The 17,422-nt window shown below is 68.2% G+C and carries 18 protein-coding genes and 1 pseudogene; 4 read left to right on the top strand and 15 right to left on the bottom strand.

Annotated elements, in window-relative coordinates; translation table 11 throughout:
• Nucleotides 1-7 precede the first annotated feature (7 nt).
• The 7 genes from BN972_RS16220 to BN972_RS16190 form a co-directional block, all read right to left on the bottom strand.
• Nucleotides 8-532, bottom strand: coding sequence for an OsmC family protein (locus BN972_RS16220; RefSeq protein WP_036359746.1), 525 nt, complete (start codon nucleotides 530-532; stop codon nucleotides 8-10).
• A gap of 88 nt (nucleotides 533-620) precedes the next feature.
• The gene (locus BN972_RS16215) at nucleotides 621-1,457 is read right to left on the bottom strand and encodes a DUF3097 family protein (RefSeq protein WP_036361063.1); all 837 of its coding nucleotides are present in this window, start codon (nucleotides 1,455-1,457) and stop codon (nucleotides 621-623) included.
• Nucleotides 1,458-1,550: 93 nt separating this feature from the next.
• Nucleotides 1,551-2,633 carry an ABC transporter ATP-binding protein gene (locus tag BN972_RS16210; protein WP_036359743.1) on the bottom strand — a complete coding sequence of 361 codons (1,083 nt, stop codon included), beginning with the start codon at nucleotides 2,631-2,633 and terminating at the stop codon, nucleotides 1,551-1,553.
• Between the two features lie 4 nt (nucleotides 2,634-2,637).
• On the bottom strand, nucleotides 2,638-3,459 hold the full coding sequence (locus BN972_RS16205; protein ID WP_083042014.1) for a carbohydrate ABC transporter permease: 822 nt from the start codon (nucleotides 3,457-3,459) through the stop codon (nucleotides 2,638-2,640).
• A 7-nt stretch (nucleotides 3,460-3,466) separates the two neighbouring features.
• The gene (locus tag BN972_RS16200; protein WP_036359736.1) at nucleotides 3,467-4,405 is read right to left on the bottom strand and encodes a carbohydrate ABC transporter permease; all 939 of its coding nucleotides are present in this window, start codon (nucleotides 4,403-4,405) and stop codon (nucleotides 3,467-3,469) included.
• Nucleotides 4,402-5,718, bottom strand: a complete 1,317-nt coding sequence (locus BN972_RS16195; RefSeq protein WP_036359734.1) for an ABC transporter substrate-binding protein — start codon at nucleotides 5,716-5,718, stop codon at nucleotides 4,402-4,404. Before BN972_RS16195 ends, BN972_RS16200 begins: the two co-directional genes overlap by 4 nt.
• Nucleotides 5,719-5,801: 83 nt before the next feature.
• Complete coding sequence (locus BN972_RS16190) at nucleotides 5,802-6,677, bottom strand: sigma-70 family RNA polymerase sigma factor (RefSeq protein WP_036359731.1); 876 nt, start codon at nucleotides 6,675-6,677, stop codon at nucleotides 5,802-5,804.
• Nucleotides 6,678-6,768: 91 nt separating this feature from the next.
• Here BN972_RS16190 and BN972_RS16185 point away from each other — a divergent pair, with 91 nt between their 5' ends.
• Nucleotides 6,769-7,134, top strand: coding sequence for a DoxX family protein (locus BN972_RS16185; RefSeq protein ID WP_036361061.1), 366 nt, complete (start codon nucleotides 6,769-6,771; stop codon nucleotides 7,132-7,134).
• Nucleotides 7,135-7,142: 8 nt separating this feature from the next.
• Here BN972_RS16185 and BN972_RS16180 read toward each other — a convergent pair whose 3' ends face one another.
• Entirely contained in the window at nucleotides 7,143-7,940 is a 798-nt protein-coding gene (locus BN972_RS16180) for a nuclear transport factor 2 family protein (protein WP_036359727.1), read from the bottom strand.
• Nucleotides 7,937-8,500 (bottom strand): pyrazinamidase PncA, encoded by a 564-nt coding sequence (gene pncA, locus BN972_RS16175; RefSeq protein ID WP_036361058.1) that lies wholly within the window; start codon nucleotides 8,498-8,500, stop codon nucleotides 7,937-7,939. The genes BN972_RS16180 and pncA overlap by 4 nt, the downstream gene beginning before the upstream one ends.
• A gap of 79 nt (nucleotides 8,501-8,579) precedes the next feature.
• Here pncA and BN972_RS16170 point away from each other — a divergent pair, with 79 nt between their 5' ends.
• On the top strand, nucleotides 8,580-9,647 hold the full coding sequence (locus tag BN972_RS16170; protein ID WP_036359724.1) for a DoxX family protein: 1,068 nt from the start codon (nucleotides 8,580-8,582) through the stop codon (nucleotides 9,645-9,647).
• On the opposite strand, the gene BN972_RS16165 is transcribed toward BN972_RS16170, so the two are convergent.
• From BN972_RS16165 to BN972_RS16155, 3 genes are read right to left on the bottom strand one after another with little or no spacing between them, the layout of a single operon-like run.
• Nucleotides 9,577-10,167: a gluconokinase gene (locus tag BN972_RS16165; protein WP_051545513.1), complete on the bottom strand. Its 591-nt coding sequence runs from the start codon at nucleotides 10,165-10,167 to the stop codon at nucleotides 9,577-9,579. The two genes, BN972_RS16170 and BN972_RS16165, sit on opposite strands and share 71 nt — an antisense overlap.
• Nucleotides 10,134-12,152 (bottom strand): DUF7064 domain-containing protein, encoded by a 2,019-nt coding sequence (locus BN972_RS16160; RefSeq protein WP_036359721.1) that lies wholly within the window; start codon nucleotides 12,150-12,152, stop codon nucleotides 10,134-10,136. The genes BN972_RS16165 and BN972_RS16160 overlap by 34 nt, the downstream gene beginning before the upstream one ends.
• An 18-nt stretch (nucleotides 12,153-12,170) precedes the next feature.
• Nucleotides 12,171-13,688, bottom strand: coding sequence for a carboxylesterase/lipase family protein (locus BN972_RS16155; protein ID WP_036359718.1), 1,518 nt, complete (start codon nucleotides 13,686-13,688; stop codon nucleotides 12,171-12,173).
• A gap of 78 nt (nucleotides 13,689-13,766) precedes the next feature.
• On the opposite strand from BN972_RS16155, the gene BN972_RS16150 reads away from it, so the two are divergent.
• Entirely contained in the window at nucleotides 13,767-14,411 is a 645-nt protein-coding gene (locus tag BN972_RS16150; protein WP_036359716.1) for a hypothetical protein, read from the top strand.
• Here the strand turns inward: BN972_RS16150 and BN972_RS16145 are convergent.
• Both BN972_RS16145 and BN972_RS16140 read right to left on the bottom strand, forming a co-directional pair.
• Nucleotides 14,398-15,345 carry an SDR family NAD(P)-dependent oxidoreductase gene (locus BN972_RS16145; RefSeq protein WP_036361053.1) on the bottom strand — a complete coding sequence of 316 codons (948 nt, stop codon included), beginning with the start codon at nucleotides 15,343-15,345 and terminating at the stop codon, nucleotides 14,398-14,400. The two genes, BN972_RS16150 and BN972_RS16145, sit on opposite strands and share 14 nt — an antisense overlap.
• An 8-nt stretch (nucleotides 15,346-15,353) precedes the next feature.
• Nucleotides 15,354-16,565: a cytochrome P450 gene (locus tag BN972_RS16140; protein ID WP_036359713.1), complete on the bottom strand. Its 1,212-nt coding sequence runs from the start codon at nucleotides 16,563-16,565 to the stop codon at nucleotides 15,354-15,356.
• 93 nt (nucleotides 16,566-16,658) lie between these two features.
• Here BN972_RS16140 and BN972_RS16135 point away from each other — a divergent pair, with 93 nt between their 5' ends.
• Nucleotides 16,659-17,291 (top strand): TetR/AcrR family transcriptional regulator, encoded by a 633-nt coding sequence (locus BN972_RS16135; RefSeq protein WP_036361051.1) that lies wholly within the window; start codon nucleotides 16,659-16,661, stop codon nucleotides 17,289-17,291.
• Between the two features lie 13 nt (nucleotides 17,292-17,304).
• On the opposite strand, the pseudogene BN972_RS30480 reads toward BN972_RS16135, so the two are convergent.
• Nucleotides 17,305-17,422, bottom strand: a pseudogene (locus tag BN972_RS30480) (hypothetical protein); the annotation flags it as partial.

The raw sequence follows: 17,422 nt of genomic DNA, 5'->3' as shown, positions 1-17,422 counted from the left end.
GCTATCCCTAGCCGATGGTGAGTGCTGAGTCGACCGTTACGGGCCGCCTGAATGTATTCACCACGGGCGACCACGCGATCGCGTTGTCGTGAATCTCCTGCAGGGTCGCGTCGTCGGCGTCACCGGCCAAGGTCACCTTGCAGCGGATGTCGGTGAAGCCCAGCACCTTGTCGTCGGGAGTGTCGCCGACACCCCACACCGCGGAGATGTCGATGTCACCCTCCATCTCGACCTCGATCTTGGTCAGCCGCACGCCCCGGTGCGTGGCGTTGGCCAGCAGACCGACCGAGATGCACGATCCAAGCGCCGCCAGGCAGGTCTCGGAGGGGTTGGGGGCGGAGTCGTCGCCCAGCAGCGCAGGCGGCTCGCCGACCAGCATGGGCGCCAGGTCGCGCACGTAAGTCATGTTGCGGAACCCGGACTCACTGACCGTCTTGGCCTTCAGCGTCTTCTTGCCGGTGGTCGGGTCGGCCTTGGCGTTACACGACAGGCGGTCGAGACCCTCAGCATCGATGACGAGCGCGTCGGTCATGGACTTCCTCCAATTTTCCAGGCGAATGGGTGTTCTGAGGAGTTGGTGACCGACGCGGCCGCGAACGTGACGGTGACGTACGCCACAGCTATCCGGGGGGCGCCGTCACAAAGTCGATCAGCTCTTCGACCCGTCCGATCAGCGCCGGTTCCACATCGTTCCAGTCGCGGACCGCGGACCTGATCCGCTGCCATGCGCGGGCGATGTCGGCCTGGTCGGCGTGCGGCCAGCCCAGCGCCTGGCACACCCCGTGTTTCCACTCGATGTGTCGCGGCACCCGCGGCCAGGCCCGCAGGCCGAGCCGCTGCGGTTTGACGGCCTGCCAGATGTCCACGTACGGGTGACCGACGATCAGCGTGTCAGCGCCGCCGGGTCCCCGTCGCACCGCATCGGCGATCCGCGATTCCTTGGACCCGGCAACCAGGTGGTCGACCAGCACGCCCAGCCGGCACCCCGGGCCGGGCCGGAATTTCTCGACGATGCCGACCAGGTCGTCGACGCCGCCGAGGTACTCGACCACGACCCCTTCGAGCTTCAGGTCTTCACCCCATACCTGCGCGATGAGTTCGGCGTCGTGGCGCCCCTCGACGTAGATGCGGCTGGCGCGGGCGACTCTGGCCCGCGCACCGGGCACCGCCACCGAGCCGGACGCGGTCCGGGCGGCCGCAGCGGAGGCCTTGCGGCTCGGTGGGGTGAGGATGACGGGCTCGCCGTCCAGGAGGTATCCCGGACCCAGCGGGAAACCGCGGGTTTTGCCGTGCCGGTCTTCGAGGTCGACGCGCCCGTATTCGACGCGCACGACGGCCCCCACATATCCGGTCTGCGCGTCCTCGACGACCATGCCGATCTCGACGGGGTGCTCGACCGAGCGGGGTTTGCGTCGCCCTCCCCCGGCCAGCACGTCGGTTCCATAGCGATCAATCACCCGGCAATCGTTCTCGCCGAGTGTGCATTTCACGACGGGACACGCCGCGGCAGCGTCGTAAAGTTCACTCTCGCAGGCAGGCTCAGGCTTTACTCACCCTTTACGGAGCCCTTTACGGAGCCCGTCCACGCCGAAGAAGTGCAGCCGCCCCGGCTGGGGATGCAGCCGCACCCGGCTGCCCTTGCCGGGCGGATCGTGGCCGTCGGTGCGCGCGATGACCGGCTTGCTGATCAGGGTGTCCGACCCGGTGATGCGGCCGTAGAGGTATGCGTCGGCCCCGAGTTCCTCGACGACGTCGACCTCCATCTCGACGCCGACGCTGCCCACCTCAAAGTGCTCGGGCCGGACCCCGACGACGATCTCGGCGGCGCTGTCGGCGATCTCGCGTGGTAGCTGGATCACCCAATCGCCGAGGGACACCCTCGACTCGGCGATTGGCACGGTGAAAAGGTTCATCGCCGGTGATCCGATGAAGCCCGCGACGAACACGTTGCCCGGGTTGCGGTACAACTCTCGCGGCGTCGCGCACTGTTGCAGCACGCCGTCGCACAGGACGGCGACCCGGTCACCCATGGTCATCGCCTCGACTTGGTCGTGCGTGACATACACCGTGGTGGTGCCGAGTTGGCGTTGCAGCGCGGCGATCTGGTTGCGCGTCTGCACGCGCAACTTGGCATCCAGATTTGACAGCGGCTCGTCCATCAGGAACACCTGCGGGCGCCGGACGATCGCGCGGCCCATGGCCACCCGTTGTCGTTGCCCGCCGGACAGGTCCTTCGGCTTGCGGTTCAAGTGCCGCTCCAGATCCAGCATCTGCGCGGCAGCCAGCACCCGTTGGCGGATCTCAGATTTGGGCATCTTCGCCACCTGCAGTGCGAATCCCATGTTCTGGGCCACTGTCATGTGTGGGTAGAGGGCGTAGTTCTGGAACACCATCGCGACGTCGCGGTGCTTGGGCTCGGCGTTGGTGACGTCGCGTTCGCCGATGCGGATTGCGCCGGAATCCAGGGTCTCCAGGCCGGCCACCATCCGCAGCGATGTCGTCTTGCCGCACCCGGACGGCCCGACCAACACCACGAACTCGCCGTCGCCGACGTCCAGGTCGAGGCCGTCCAGCGCGGGCCGGTCGGTGCCGGGATAGCGCCGGGTCGCCCCTTCGAAAGTCACTGAAGCCATACCGCTAGCCGCCAAGCCCCGTCACGACGATACCGCGAACAAACGAGCGCTGAGCCACCGCATAGATCAACACCAGCGGCAGCAGGATCAGCATGGACGCCGCCATCAGCACCGGCCAGCGGGCCACGTACTCCCCGCGCAGCCGGACCAGCCCCAGCGTCAGGGTGGCCAGGCTGTTGCGCTGAATCATCAACAGCGGCCACAGGAAATCGTTCCACACGTTGACCCAGGTCAGCACCGCCAGCACCAGCACCGCCGGTCGCGCGTGCGGCAGCAGGATGCGCCAGTAGATCTGCCAGGGTGAGCAACCGTCCAGGATCGCGGCCTCCTCGAGGTCGGCGGGCAACGTGGCAAAGAACTGCCGCATCAGGTAGGTGCCGAACGCGCTGCCGAACAGACCCGGAACGATCATCGCCCACGGCGTGTCCACCCAACCCACGGTGCGCATCAGGATGAACTGCGGGATTACCGTCACCGTCAGCGGCACCATCAACGTGCCCAGATATAACAGGAACAGCGTGTCGCGGCCGCGAAAGTCCAACCGCGCGAACGCGTATCCGGCCAGCGAGCAGAAGAAGACCTGGCCGGCCGTGACGCATCCGGCGTACAGCACGGTGTTGAAGAACATCCGCCAGAACGGCATCAGGTCGAATACGGCGGCGTAGTTCGACCATTGCGGACTGGACGGCAGCAATTTCGGCTCGCTGATCTCGCCTTCCTTCTTCAGCGACCCGGACAGCGCCCACAAAATGGGAAACAGCGCGCACCAGGCGATGACAAGCAGTCCGGCGTAGAGCGCGGCGGCCCGAACGATGTTGCGCCGCATGGCGGGATCAGCCGAGCCCACGGGAAGCCTCCCAGGAGCGCCGCCGGGTGATCCGCAGCTGCAGCACCGTCAACACCAGCAGGATGGCGAACATCACCCAGGCCAGCGCGGAGGCGTAACCGAACTCCAGGAAGTTGAATGCGTGCTGGAACAGCATGATGCCCAGGACGTAGGTGGCGGTTTCCGGCCCGCCGTTCGAGCCGCTGAGCACGTAGACCAGGTCGAAGGACTGGAACGCGTGAATGATCGAGATGACCACCACGAACGACAGTGCGCCGCGGATCAGTGGCACCGTGATCGACACGAACTGCCGGATCTCCCCCGCGCCATCGATTCTGGCCGCCTCGTAGACCGTCTCGGGCACTCCCTGCATCGCCGCCAGCAGCACCACCGTCGCGAATGGGACGCTGCGCCAGACGCTGACCATGCACAGCGAGAACATCGCCCAGCGGGGTTCGACCAGCCACGGTATCGGACCGATCCCGAACCAACCGAGCATGATGTTGAGCAACCCGTTGTCGGTGTTCAACACGAACTGCCAGACCACCGCCATCACCACCGACGAGATGGCCAGCGGAAGGAAGACTATGGTGCGAAAGATGCTGATGCCGCGCATCTTTCGGTTCAGCATGCCGGCAACCACCAAACTGATGAGCACGGTCGGCAGCACGGTGCCCACCGTGTAGACAACGGTGTTGCGCATCGCGATCAGAAACAGCGGGTCCGAAGTGAGCAATCGGCCGAAGTTGGCTCCGCCCACGAACTTCGGCGGCGTGAACACGTCCCACCGCTGCAGGCTCATGTAGAGCGAGAAGCCCAGCGGAAAGAGCATGAACACCATGACCGCGGCCAGGTTCGGTGCGACGAATATCCGCCCGGCCCAGGCTCGCCGACGCGAGGGGTGGGTTCGTCCGGCCGCCGGGCGGGACGCGTCCAGTGCCGTCATGGGTTCCGCAGCACCTCCTCGACAGCTCGCGACAAGCCGGTCAGCGTGGTCGCCGGCCGCGCGCCCCGCAGCACCGGACCGAAGTTACGGTCCATCAGGGCGAGCACCTTCTCCCACGCCGGGGTGATCGGCATGCCTTCGGAAACCAGCGGCCCATCGGTGAGTACGGCCAGGTTGCCGATCCTGGTGTGGGCGCGGGCGAATCCGTCGGAGCGCAGCGCCGAGCGCAGCACCGGGACGAACAGCCTCGACTCGGCGATGACGGCCTGCCCGACGGGTCCAGTCGCGAATTTCACAAATTCCCATGCCTGTTCGCGGTGCCGGCTGGAGGAGGCGATGGCCAGACCGGTGACGCCGATGTTGGAGCAGGCCACCCGTCCGCGCGGCCCCAACGGCAGTGGCGCCACATCGAAATCCAGTCCATCGGCCCGGTCGAAGGTCTGGTAGCGCCAGTGCCCACCCAGCGCCATCCCCGCCTTACCGACCGCGAACAGGTCCGCGTTCGACATGGACTGTTGGTCGGAGGTGCTCGGCGACACCTTGTGCTTGTTGATCAGGTCGGCGTAGAACTGCACCGCCTCGATGAACGCGTCGTCACCGAAGCTCAGCCGGGTGGGATTGGTCCGCGGCGTCGCCCAGCGCACCCCGTTGTTCATGGCGAACAGTCCGGCCGCATAGTACGAGACCCAGGCGTTGACGAAACCCCATTGCGCGACCCGTCCCGAGGCGTCCCTTCTGGTGAGAGCCCTTGCCGCGTCGAGGAATTGAGCGAAGCTCCAGCTGCGCTGCCAGGTGGACGGCGGTGGCGGCAAGCCCGCGTCGGCGAACAGGGCCTTGTTGTAGTAGAGATAGTTCCCCGACCACTGCTCGGGCAGGGCGTACTGGCCGCCGTCGAAGCTGAACGTCCGATACAGCGTGTCGATACTGTCCGCGTTGAGTTGCGCGGCGAACTCCCGATCACGCGCCAGCAGGGTGCCGAGATCCAACAACACTCCGCGGGCGGCCAGTTCGGCGTAGGTCAGCTCCCAGGTCATCAGGACATCGGGGCATTTGCCGCCCGCGCAGAACGTCGACAACTGCTGCATCACGCCGGGTCCGGACAGCAGCGCCCGCACCTTGATGTCGGGGTGCCGGCGGGCGAACTCGTTGACCACCCGCATGCGGGGCCGGATCTCGTCCGGGTTCGCCGCGAAGGAGAACGTCAACGCGTCGTCGTCCGCGGCGCATCCCGTCGCCCAAGGAGTCAGCGCAGCCGCGGCCACAGCGCCCGCGCCCCGCAGCAAGCGGCGACGTCCGATTGGGTTATCGAACATGGACTTCCGCTCCTGGGCACCGGTTGTGAGGCCGACTGTGTCATGTCCTTACTACTGCATGCGGCTGTGGTCTTGCTGTATTGCTAATGCGGCAGCGTGAGACTCACGCTGCGGAGCCGGTCGGGGTCCGCGGTGATGTCGATCATGTGGATCAGGTCGTCCGAGCCGAAATCAATACGCAACAGGATCTTCAGCCGGCCGGCGACTGTGATCGCGACGCCGGGTGCTCCGTCGATCAGCACGACGGCACCGGCCGCCGCGCGTCGCGCGAAAGACCGGGTCTCTTCGGCGATCTGCCGCGCGCCGCGCACCTCGGTAGGCACGGCGTCGGTCACCAGGGCGCGGTCCACTCTGCGCACCGCGTCGGGCGCCAGCAGCCGCAGCAGGGTGTCGATATCGCCGCCCCGTGAGGCCGCCAGGAACGCCTCGACAAGCTTGACGTGCTCGGCGGTCCGCCCGGTGCGTGCAGCGGCGGCCGGACGCACCCGCTCGCGTGCGCGGCTGGCCAGTTTCTTCGCCGCAGCCGGTGATCGGTCCAGCAGCTCGGCGATCGTCTCGAACGGGACCGCGAACACGTCGTGCAACACGAAGGCCACCCGTTGCGCCGGTGAGAGCCGCTCCGAAACCACCAGCAGCGCCCTGCTCACCGAATCGGCGAGCAGGGCGTCGTCGTCGGCGGCCGGCGCGGCGAAGCGGTCCGCATCGGCGTCGGTCAGCGGTCGTTCGGGCCGTCGCTTGCGCGCCCGCAACTCATCGAGTGCCTCCCGCGCGGTGATGGTGGTGAACCACCCGGTCAGGTTCTCGATGGGTTGACCGGCGGCATCCGCGCGGCTGGCCTTCAGCCACGCGGACTGGACCGCGTCCTCGGCGTCGGGCGCGGAGCCAAGCAGGTGGAAGGCCACCGCCTTGAGGTGGCGACGGTCGGCGTCGAAGCGTTGCGCGAGGTCCGTTCGGTCCACGAGGTCACCTTTCCGGCACAGCGATCGTCAGTGAAGGTGAGCCACTCGATCGCCCGAGCAAGAAGGAGAGAACAGCATTATGACCCCGTCGATGAACATTGCCTATCTGGTGGTCGTATCGACCACCGCCGCCCTCACCGCCGGAGTTGCCCTGCCCGACCTGGTGCCCGCCCAGTTCGTCCTGGCCAATTCGGCCCGCGTGGGAGTGCCGCGGTCGTGGTTGCCGACGCTTGCCACGCTGAAATTCGCCGGGGCCGGCGGCTTGGTCGTCGGACTGCTCGGGCTGCATGGGATAGGGATCGCGGCCGCCGCAGGGCTGGTGTTGTACTTCGTCGGCGCTGTCGCGGTGCACGTGCGGGCGCGGGTGTTCGACAACATCGCCTTCCCGGGCGGGTATCTGGCTTTGTCGATCGCGTCCCTGGTGCTCACGGTGTGGCATTACCGGGTGGGCGGCTGATGGCCGGATCAGGCTGGGAAGTAACGGATTTCGTTGATCTGGTCGCCGCGGCGGGTCACATCCGCGAACAGGATGCCGCGGCCCTGGTCGGAGGTGACCCCCACCACGACGTTGGAACCCGCGCCGATCACCTTGCCGGTGCTCACCGAGCGCAATCGTTCGCCGAGTTCGGCCAGGTCCAGCGGATCGTCGTCGCCCAAAGTTATTGGGCAGGTTGAGGACAAGGCGGCCACCGCAGCCGGCTTGTCACCCCGGGCGACCGACGCCAGGAAATCCGCGACCAGCTTCTTGTGGCGGGTGCCGGCCCGGCGGAAGCCGGTCATGAACCCCATGGTGCCGCGTGGCCCCTGGTTGCCGAGCAGTCCCCGGGCCAGGCCGAGACCGGGCGACAGCGCACGCGGGCCGGTCCTGAGGAATTGCAGCATCATCGCCGGCAACTCCCAGTAGGCCCGCAGGTGGGCGACCTTCCATTCCCCTTCGACGTCGCGCAGGTCGTAGCGCAGGAACGCCGGTATGTGCATGGTTACACCACCAGCCATGCCCACCTCCAACAGCAGGTCGCGCAGCACGGCGGGCCCGCGCACGATGTCCAGGTCGCGATGGAACTTGATGTCGCGCGGACCGATGAAAGTGTCGTAGAAGCGGTAGATCTCGTCGTGTCCGACGTGCGGGCTGGACCCGACCGGATCCTCGACCCGCGCGTCGTCGGTGAAGACCGCCACCCATGCGGTGCGGTCGTGTGCGGAAACCGCTTGCGGTGAGCGCTCCACCGCGGCCAGCAGGGCGTCCCGATTCGATGTCGTCATGAGCTACTTCCGATCAGTGCGATGTGGGCGGCTTGCATGTCCGTGAGTGCCTGGGCCGTCGAGTCCGGTGACACACCCGCGGTGAGGTCCAGCAGGACCCTGGTGGCCAGGCCGTTGCGGGCCGCGGCCCGCGCGGTCTGCCGCACGCAGTGGTCGGTAGCGATGCCGACGACGTCCACCTCCCCGACGCCGCGGTGGCGTAGCCAATCCAGTAGCGGGGTCCCGTCGTCGTCGACGCCCTCGAAACCGTTGTAGCCCGCGCTGTAGGCGCCCTTCCGAAAGACCGCCTCGATGGGTGCGGTATCGAGATCTCGGTCGAACTCGGCGCCGCGACTGCCCGCCCGGCAGTGCGGCGGCCACGAGGCGCGGTAGTCCGGGTCGTCGGAGAAATGGTCGCCGGGATCGATGTGGAAGTCCTTGGTGGCCACGATGTGCTGGTAGCCGGGCCGTCCGGCCAGGTAGTCGTTGATCGAGCGGGCCACGGCGCGCCCGCCCGTGACCGGCAGCGCACCGCCTTCACAGAAATCTGTCTGCACGTCGACGATGATCAACGCCCGCACGTCGTACACCCTATCGCCGTGGGGACCGAACCCGCGGATACCGGGTTTGTGCCCCCGCCGGCCGGGGAACACAGCGCCCATGTTGATCCGCAGAATCGCCCGACCCATGTTGTCCGCAGTGTTCATCGGCCAGGGAGTGGACGCGCTGCTGAACCCGAAACCCGCAGCTCAGGCCGCGCAGCCCACGGTGAGCGGCCTGCAGGCGCTGCCGGAATCGGTGAGTGGCAGCATTCCCGCGGACGCCGAGACCTTCGCTCAGATCAACGCGGCCGTCCAGATCGGCGGCGGGGTGCTGCTGGCCGCCGGCCGCCTGCCCCGGGTGGCCTCGGCCGCGCTGGCGCTGACGGTGATCCCGGGCAACCTTGGCGCACACATGTTTTGGAGCGAAACCGACCCGGAGCGCAAGGCCGAGAAGCGGCGCGCGTTCCTGGCCGACGTGAGCCTGCTGGGCGGGTTGATCATCGCGGCCGCCGACACGGCGGGCAAGCCGTCGCTGGGGTGGCGTGGCAGGCGCGCGGCCGAGCGGCTCTCCGAGCGCGTGTCCGGCGCGCTGCCGGGTTCCAGTGACACCCTGCTGGATTCCGAACTGGGCGAAAAGATCGTGCACGGCCTGCAGGCCGGCGCCGAGCGCAGCCGGGAACTCGCCAACACGGCCGCCGAGAAGAGCGCACCGTACGCCGAGGCGGCCCTCGAGCGCGGCCGCGAGCTCGCCAGCACGGCCGCCGAGAAGAGCGCGCCCTACGCCGAGGCGGCCCTCGAGCGCGGCCGCGAACTCGCGAGCACGGCGGCTGAGAAGAGTGCGCCGTACGCCAAGAAGGCCCGCAAGCGCGGTGAGGAACTGGCCAGCACCGCCGCCGAGCGGGGCGCCCCCTACGCCAAGGCCGCGCGCAAGCGCAGCAAGAAGTTGGCCGACACCGCCCAGGCCCGCAGCCTCGAGCTGGCCGAGGCCGCGCGGTACCGGGGCAGCGAATTGGCCGATCGCGCGGCGGCGCGCAGCAGCGAGCTCGCCGATCTGGCCGCGGCCCGCAGCAGCGAACTCGCCGACCGGGCGGCCGCCCGGGGCAGTGAACTCGCCTTCACCGCCCGCGATCGCCTCGACGACCAGCTCGGCGACCTGAAGAGCCGTCGCAAGCGGTGGGGTCGTTAGCCAGGAAGAAGTCGATGACGGCCGCGACGTCGCGGCCCTGGTCGGAATCGACCACCACGCCTCGTTCGTCGGGGCCGAGCGGTTCCAGCGTGTCGAACTGCGACCGCAGCAGCGAGGCCGGCATGAAGTGACCGGTTCTGCCGGCCATCCTGCTTTCGATGAGTTCGGGTGTGCCGTGCAGATGCAGAAACCGGATGCCGTCACAGTGGGCGCGCAGCTGGTCCCGGTAGGTGCGTTTGAGCGCCGAGCAGCACATCACTCCGCCGTCGCGGTGATTGGACAGCCAAACGCCGACCCGGTCCAGCCAGGGGTGGCGGTCGGCGTCGGTGAGCGCTTCGCCGGCGGCCATCTTGTCGACATTGGCCTGGGGGTGCAGCCGGTCGGCGTCTTCGAACGGGACTCCCAACCGGCGCGCCAGGGCCGCACCGACGGTGGATTTGCCTGAGCCAGAAACGCCCATCACGACGACGGGCGGCCTGGCCGGGCTCACTGCGGCTGTCCGAGCTGGCTGCGGTTCCATTCCATCCAACCCGCGCCAGTGCGGCCGTCGGCGGTGGTGACGGTGACCCAGGCTCGGGGGAATTGGCTTTCCCGGCCGTCGACGGCGGTCAGCAGCACCGGCGCATGCGCGTGGATGTCAACCTGCGCGGTGATGCCCGCCGGCCGCAGCTCCAGCGTCTGGCTTTCCGGTAACCCGTTGGGCTCGAACGCTTCCCGCACTTCTACCTGGCTCAGTTCAGTGACGGTCCCGTCGGTGTCCTGCGCATAGCCCACGCTGATCGCCGGCGTGTTCGGGATCTGTATCCGTACGCCGTGCAGGTGGGTGCCGTCGTCGAGATGCACCGCGCTCCACATCCAGTCCATGCTCCACCAGTCGCGCACGCCCCAGGAGTGATCGCGCTGCCCGGGAACCGAGTTGATTTGATAGCGGGCATGTTTGACGGTCACGGTGCCAGAAACGGTGCACGGGATCTCGTAACGGGTGGTCAACCGGTACTGATACGGGCTGCCGTCGGTGGTCCACAACAGGTTCATCGCGATCTCGACCGGCTCCCCCGGTTCCCCGCGCAACAGTGCCGAGGGATCCGCATAGGACTGGCCCAGCCCGCGTAGTTCGAGGCGGTAACTGCCTAGCGCATCGCCGGCGGAGTGCTCGAGTTCGATGCCGTCCGACTTCACTTGCCATGGGTCGTCGGGCAACGGCACCTGGTAGTCGACCGCGATGGTCGGCAGCTCGGGTCCGCACAGCAGCGCGTGGATCCAGGCCGTCTGCTGGTTGGGGATCAGGCCGAGCCGGAACCAACCGGCCAAACCCTCTGCGGCGTCGGCGAAATCGGCATACCAGCTCTCGCTCCACAGCGGTTCGTCGGTGGCAGGGTGGGACAGTTCGTCCTCGGGTGCCGGCCGCAGTGGTTCGGGCGCCGCGGCGGCGGGCAGCAGCGCCAGGCCGTCGGTGTCGAGCACGTGTTCGCAGTGCCGCTGCAGCATCGTCATGAACAATCGGTCACCGCGTTCGGTGCGTTCGACGAGCATCGACGAGACGATCGCCATCGTCACACCGAAGAAGCCCTGCCGGCGCACGCCGTCGCGAACCTGGGCGAGACTCAGCGGTGCGTCCGGCCCGAGTGCCTGATGGTAGGCCTCCAGCAGCGCGTCATAGTGTTCGCGACGGTCCTGAACCGGCAACGCACACCCCAGGAAGTACGCCAGGTCGGTGAGTGCCGGACCCCAGGAGACGGTCTGCCAGTCGACCACCGTGAGTGTCCGGCTGTCCTCGGCCGTGCCGAAAAGCAGGTTGTCCAACCGGAAGTCGCCGTGCACCAAGCCTCGGATGCCCTCATGGGCGGCCTGCTCGGCAACGTAGCCGTCGAAGGCGCTGACCAGACGCTCGCACACTTCGCGGTGCTCGGGGGTGATCTGGTCGCCATAACGCTCGACGAATCCCGCGTACAACGGCGTGATCATCGCCTGACTCAGCGGCGATTCCCGATTCAGCCAGGGCGCGTCGGCCAGCGCGGCGTCGCCCAGTAGCGGGCCGTGCAGCCGTCCCAGCTCGGTCACCGCGAGGTAGGCCTGTTCGGTTGTGGCGCCGCTGATTTCGTCTCCGACGACGGCTTGGCCGGCGTCGGCGAGCAGCAGGTCGAACACGCCGGTGGCGATGTCGATCGCGGCGTGGTAGCACGGTGCGATCGCCCCGCCCAGGCGCGGCGCGATGTCGTGGTAGAAGCGGACTTCGCGCTCGTAGAGGCCCAGCGCCAGCCCCGTCTGGCGGCTCACCGGGTCGGTCGCGGCGACCTTCAACACCACGGACGCAGGCCCGCCGGCATCACTATCGGTGTAGCTGAGCCCGATGCGGTAGCACTCGCTCATCTGACCGGTGCCGATGCGCTCGGCGGTGAAGTCGGCGATGGTCCCGGCGCGCACGGTGGCGGTCAGCCAGTCCGGAGTGAGGTCGCTGGGGCGTTCGATCGCGTGGTCGGTGTCTTCACCGGTCTGCGGGGCCATGAGACCCAGCGTGCCAGGTCAGCGTGCGAGGGAGAAACCATCCCAGGCCAACCGGCGGTGCCGGTGCGGGTCGTACTCGACGCGGGTCTTGCGGTCAATCACCAGCACAGCGCGGTCGGAGTGGGTGTACACCGGCCAGTCGTCACCGGGTACGCCGTGTCGGCTGAAAGCTCGCCAGCGCCGTTGCACCTGGTTGCTGACCCGCAGCGCCGCGCGCCGATCGGCTCCCGCGGTCAGCAGCGTCCCAAAGCGGGTGCGGTAGATGTCGAACACCGCGAACAGTTCCGTGGCGTGCGTGGCGCCGAAACCCGACCACCGCAGCGTCCGCGGGGCGAAGTCGTAGCGGTAGACGTAGGTGGGGGCGTGAACGCCGTGCGCCTCAGCGATCTGCCAGGCCGCGGAGCTGAACGCGAAGTCGCCGCCCAGCTGGATGCACGCCGAGGGGTGCGGGTACTTCGGGTACGCGGCGGTGATGCGTTCGCGGACTTCCGGTTCCAGCTCGCCCAGCAGCTCTTCCACCATCGCCTTATTGGTCGGCAACATGCCCAGGAAACGGGTGAACAACCGGCCCTCTTCGGCGTTGGTTCCAACGATCAGGGGCACCCGGTGGGCCTGGCCGGTGCGCATCGCCTCCACCGGGTCGACCGGGACAACGTCGTCGCCGAAGACCGGCCCGATCGGGAAGGCGCCCAGCCGTTGTTCCATGCCTTGTTCGATCAGCCGGTGCTGGGTGTCCACCAGCTGGGCCGCCGACACCCGCATGACGGTGCTGGCGGCGTCCTGCGTGCGCGCGCCGAGCAGGTGGGCGAAGCGCGTCGCGAACTCAGCGGCCACGTCCTGCGAACGGGTCATTCCGGCCGCCGGGCTCTCCGAGATCGCCCGGTGGAACAGCCCCGCCGCTGCGGGCACGGCGAGCAAGGTGGCGGTGATGTGGGCGCCGGCGCTCTCGCCGAAGATGGTGACGTTGTCGGGGTCTCCGCCGAAATGGGCGATGTTGTCCCGCACCCAGCGCAGCGCCAGCACCAGATCGCGCAGGTAGAGGTTGCTGTCGATGGTGATGTCCGCGGTCGACAGGGACGACAGGTCCAGGCACCCGAGCGCGCCCAACCGGTAGTTGACCGACACGTACACGCAGCCGCGCCGGGCCAGGGCGGCGCCGTCGTAGATCGGCGTGGCGGAGCTGCCCAGGATGTAGCCGCCGCCGTGGACGAACACCATCACCGGCAGCGGTTCGGCGGCCCCACCCTCGGGCGCGACCACGTTGAGGGTCAGGCAGTCCTCGCTCATCGGCTGGTATCGGCCGCCCAGACCGGACAGGCCGAGCAGGGTGTAGCGGCGCTGCTGGGGCGCACAGTTGCCGAATCCGTGGCAGTGCCGCACGCCGGACCAGGGGCGGGCGGGCTCGGGCGCGCGGTAGCGCAGCGGCCCGACCGGCGGCCTGGCGTAGGGGATGGAGCGCCAGCGATTCACGCCGTCGCGGGTGAATCCTTCGACGGTTCCGGCGGTGGTTCGGGCGCGGACGATGCGCTCGTGCATAAATTGACGTTAGCGGACGCGTTGCCGGCTCGCCGTGCGCAGCGCCCAATTCCGTTGTCGGGCGGTTAACCTGTCGTGATGCGGATTGCCGCGCTGGTCGCCGTCTCGGTGCTGGTCGCCGCCTGCTCACACACTGTCGACGGCGGCCCAGCGCCGACGCAGACCACGCCGCACACCACCACTGCAGCCGCGGCCACCGGAACGCCACCACCGGCCGGTGCGGCGCCGGGCGCCGGGTCACCCATCGCCGCCGTCATCGCCTGGATCGAAGCTGGCCATCCCGCCGATCCGGGCCGCTACCGGCTGGGCGCCGACACCGCGTTCAGCGCTCCCGGCAACAAGACCCGCTGCACGACGGACACCGCGCACACGCCCGGCGGGCTGTCCTGCCTGGTGGAGCTGGCCAGCCCGCCACCCCGGCCGGAAACGGCGTACGGCGAGTGGAAGCCGGGATGGGTGGATTTCGACGGCACCAACCTCTGGGTCGGGGCGGCTCGGGCGGATCCGGGACCGTTTTTGGCCGGCACCGGGACCGAGCTGACCAACGGTGACTCGTTGTCCTTCAACGATTACCGCTGCCGGGCGGATCAGGCCGGGGTGTTCTGCGTGAACTACGCGCGGCAGTCCGCGGCCCGGTTCGGCGCCGCCGGCGTGCAACCGTACGGGTGTCTGCGGTCGGTGCCACCGCCGGACGGCGTCGGCATCGCGTTCAATTGCTCATGATGACGGCGAACAGTTCACTCATCTCGTCGGCGGGACCACTCGGCACGGTGTAGCCGGTTTCGTCGCGGATCTCGTCGAGCTGGTCCCGCACGTCCTCGACCGACAGCGCGGGCCGGTAGACGCCTCTGGTCCGGCCGATGAAGAAGCGCGCGACGTGCCCCGCGCCGACGGTGTAGATCTCGCCGGACACCCGGCAATCCCGGTGCGTCAGGTACGCCGCCACGGGAGCGACCAGGCCTGGGTCCAGTCTCCGAAGATACTGTCCGACAAGGTTGTCCATGACGGCCTGCGCGGCCGGGTCGTCCTGTGCGTCGGCACCGTCGATGGAGTGCGTCAACATCCGGGTCAACGCGATCGGCGCAATGGCATTGACTTTGATACCGTCGCGGGCGCCTTCGGCGGCGAGCACCCGGGTGAAGCCGACCAAACCCGTCTTGGCCGCCCCGTAATTGCTCATATTCTCCGCGCCCAGCAGCCCGGCGGCCGAGCAGGTGTTGAGCACCCGGCCGTAGCGTTGCCGCCGCATCGCCTTCCAGGCCGGCCTGGTCACGTTGAATGCGCCGTTGAGGTGCACGTCCACCAACGGTTGCACGCGGGCCGGCGTCATGTCCTCGAACGGCGCGTCGCCGACGATTCCGGCGTTGTTGATCAGGATGTCCACCCGGCCCCAGGTGTCCAGGGCGGTGTCGACGATCGCCTGTCCCCCTTCGGGACTGGTGACACTGTGGGTGTCGGCGACGGCCCGGCCGCCCTGCCGGTTGATTGCGGCCGCGACGTCATGCGCGGGGGCGGGGCAGTTGCCCTTACCGGTCACCGATCCGCCGATGTCGTTGACGACCACGCGTGCGCCGCGCGCGGCAAGCAGCAAGGCGTACTGTTCGCCGAGACCGCCGCCGGCACCGGTGATGACGGCGACTTGATCGTCGAAGCGCATGCCTTCACTCACCAGCTGACCGGTAGCTCTTTCATGCCGTAAATGTCGGATTCCTTGAATTGCAATTGGTCCGGGGCCACCGCCAACTTCAGCCCGGGCAGGCGGCGGGCCAGCGTCGCGAACGCCACCTGCATCTCGACCCGGGCCAGGTTGGCACCGATGCACTGGTGCACGCCGTAGCCGAAACCCAGGTGGCCGCGCGGATTGCGGTCGGCATCCAATTCCTCTGGGCGATCGACGAATTGGGTGTCCCAGTTACCGGCAGGCAGGTTCATCACGACCGCGTCCCCGGCGCGGATCAGTTGGCCGCCCAGCGTGAAGTCCTCGGTGGCCACCCGATCCACCTGGCTGTGCACGATAGACAGGTAGCGCATCAGCTCCTCGACGATATTGGCAACCACGGTCCGGTCGTCGGTCCGGGCGAGGCGCCGGAATACCTCCGGATGGTCAAGCAGCGCAACGGTTCCCAGCGAGATCATGTTGGCGGTGGTTTCGTGGCCGGCCTGCATCATGATCACACTGGTCATGGCCACCGTCTCGCGGTTGACCTCGCCGGTCGCCACGTGATCGACGACCAGGTGGCTGATCAGATCGTCCCCGGGTTCGTGTTGCTTGCGGTCCACCAACTCCTCAATGTAGGCGTACATCGCGCCGAAGGCCTGCGCCTTCTCCTCGTCGCTGGTTCGGGTGTCCAGGCCCACAGTGGTGTGGTGCTGGAACAGCTCGAGGTCTTCCGGCGGTACGCCGAGCAGCAGGGCGATCACCAGCGAGGGCACCGGCAAGCCGAATTCCCGGACCAGATCGGCCGGTGGCCCCTTGCTGACCATCTGAGTCAGATAGTGGTCAACGAGATCCTGAATCTGCGGCCGCATCGCTTCGGTGCGGCGGAAGGTGAAGTTGCCGGTCAGCATGCGGCGCAACCGATGATGCTCGGGATCGTCCACCCGGGCGAACATCACCGGGGTGTTCTCGGTGTTTTGCGGTTTCATGAAATCGGGGATGGTGTCGGCGGACAATCGCGGGTCGACCAGCGCCGCCCGGATGTCCCGGTATCGGCTCACCACCCACGCCGGTTGGCCGTGATACATCGCCTTCCGCAACCCGGGTTCGTCGCGCCAGCTGACGAACTCGGCCGGCGGTGCCAGCGGACACTGGGCGGCGCGCGGGACGGGAATGACCGGGAGGTCGGCCTCGGAGCGAACATCGGAAGTGATTGACATGACCGGTGATTCCCATCAAGTGTCAGATGGCTGCCAGTTATGTGAGCCTAGGACCGGACATACTGGCAGTCAACTGTCGTTTAGGCTGTGACGGTGACCGCGGTGGAAGAGCGACACCGGTTGCGGGCGGATGCGGCGCGCAACGTGGAGCGGATCCTGCGCGCGGCCCGCGAGGTCTACGCCGAGACCGGCCCGGACGCCCCCGTCGAGGCGGTTGCCCGTCGGGCCGGGGTTGGAGAACGGACCTTGTATCGCCGCTTCCCCGCCAAGGGCGAGCTGGTCCGCGCCGCACTCGACCACAGCATCGCCGAACACCTCACTCCCGCAATCGCAGCCGCCCGTCGCGCGCGGGACCCGCTGCAGGGCCTCACCGATCTGGTACAGGCGGCGATAGCGCTCGGCGCGCGGGAACACCACTTACTGGCCGCCGCGCACCGGGCCGGATCGTTGACGCCCGATGTCTCGGACGCCCTCAACGAGGCGCTGGACGAGCTGGTCCAGCGCGGCCAGCGGGACGGCCGGATACGCGAAGACCTCGTCGCCGACGACCTACCCCGCCTCATCGCGATGCTCTACAGCGTGTTGTCGACGATGGACACCGGCAGCGACGGCTGGCGACGCTACGTCGCGCTGGTCATCGACGCGATCGCCACCGGCGAGCGGCGTCGGTTGCCGCCGTCACCGGAAATCCGATACGCCACAGAGCCGAACAGCTGGCCCCTCTGACGGACTGCGCTCAGCCGGTGGATCCGTTGCTGCCGAACAGCAACCCGCCCGCACCGCCGGTGCCGCCGGTCCCGCCGCTGCCGACAGTTGCGCCCGCCCCGCCGATCCCACCAGCGCCGCCGTCCCCGCCG

Origin of the sequence: Mycobacterium asiaticum DSM 44297 (assembly GCF_000613245.1) — a bacterium.
Taxonomy (GTDB): domain Bacteria; phylum Actinomycetota; class Actinomycetes; order Mycobacteriales; family Mycobacteriaceae; genus Mycobacterium; species Mycobacterium asiaticum.
Note: the sequence above shows the minus strand (reverse complement) of the source record. Positions and strands in the feature narration are given on the sequence as shown.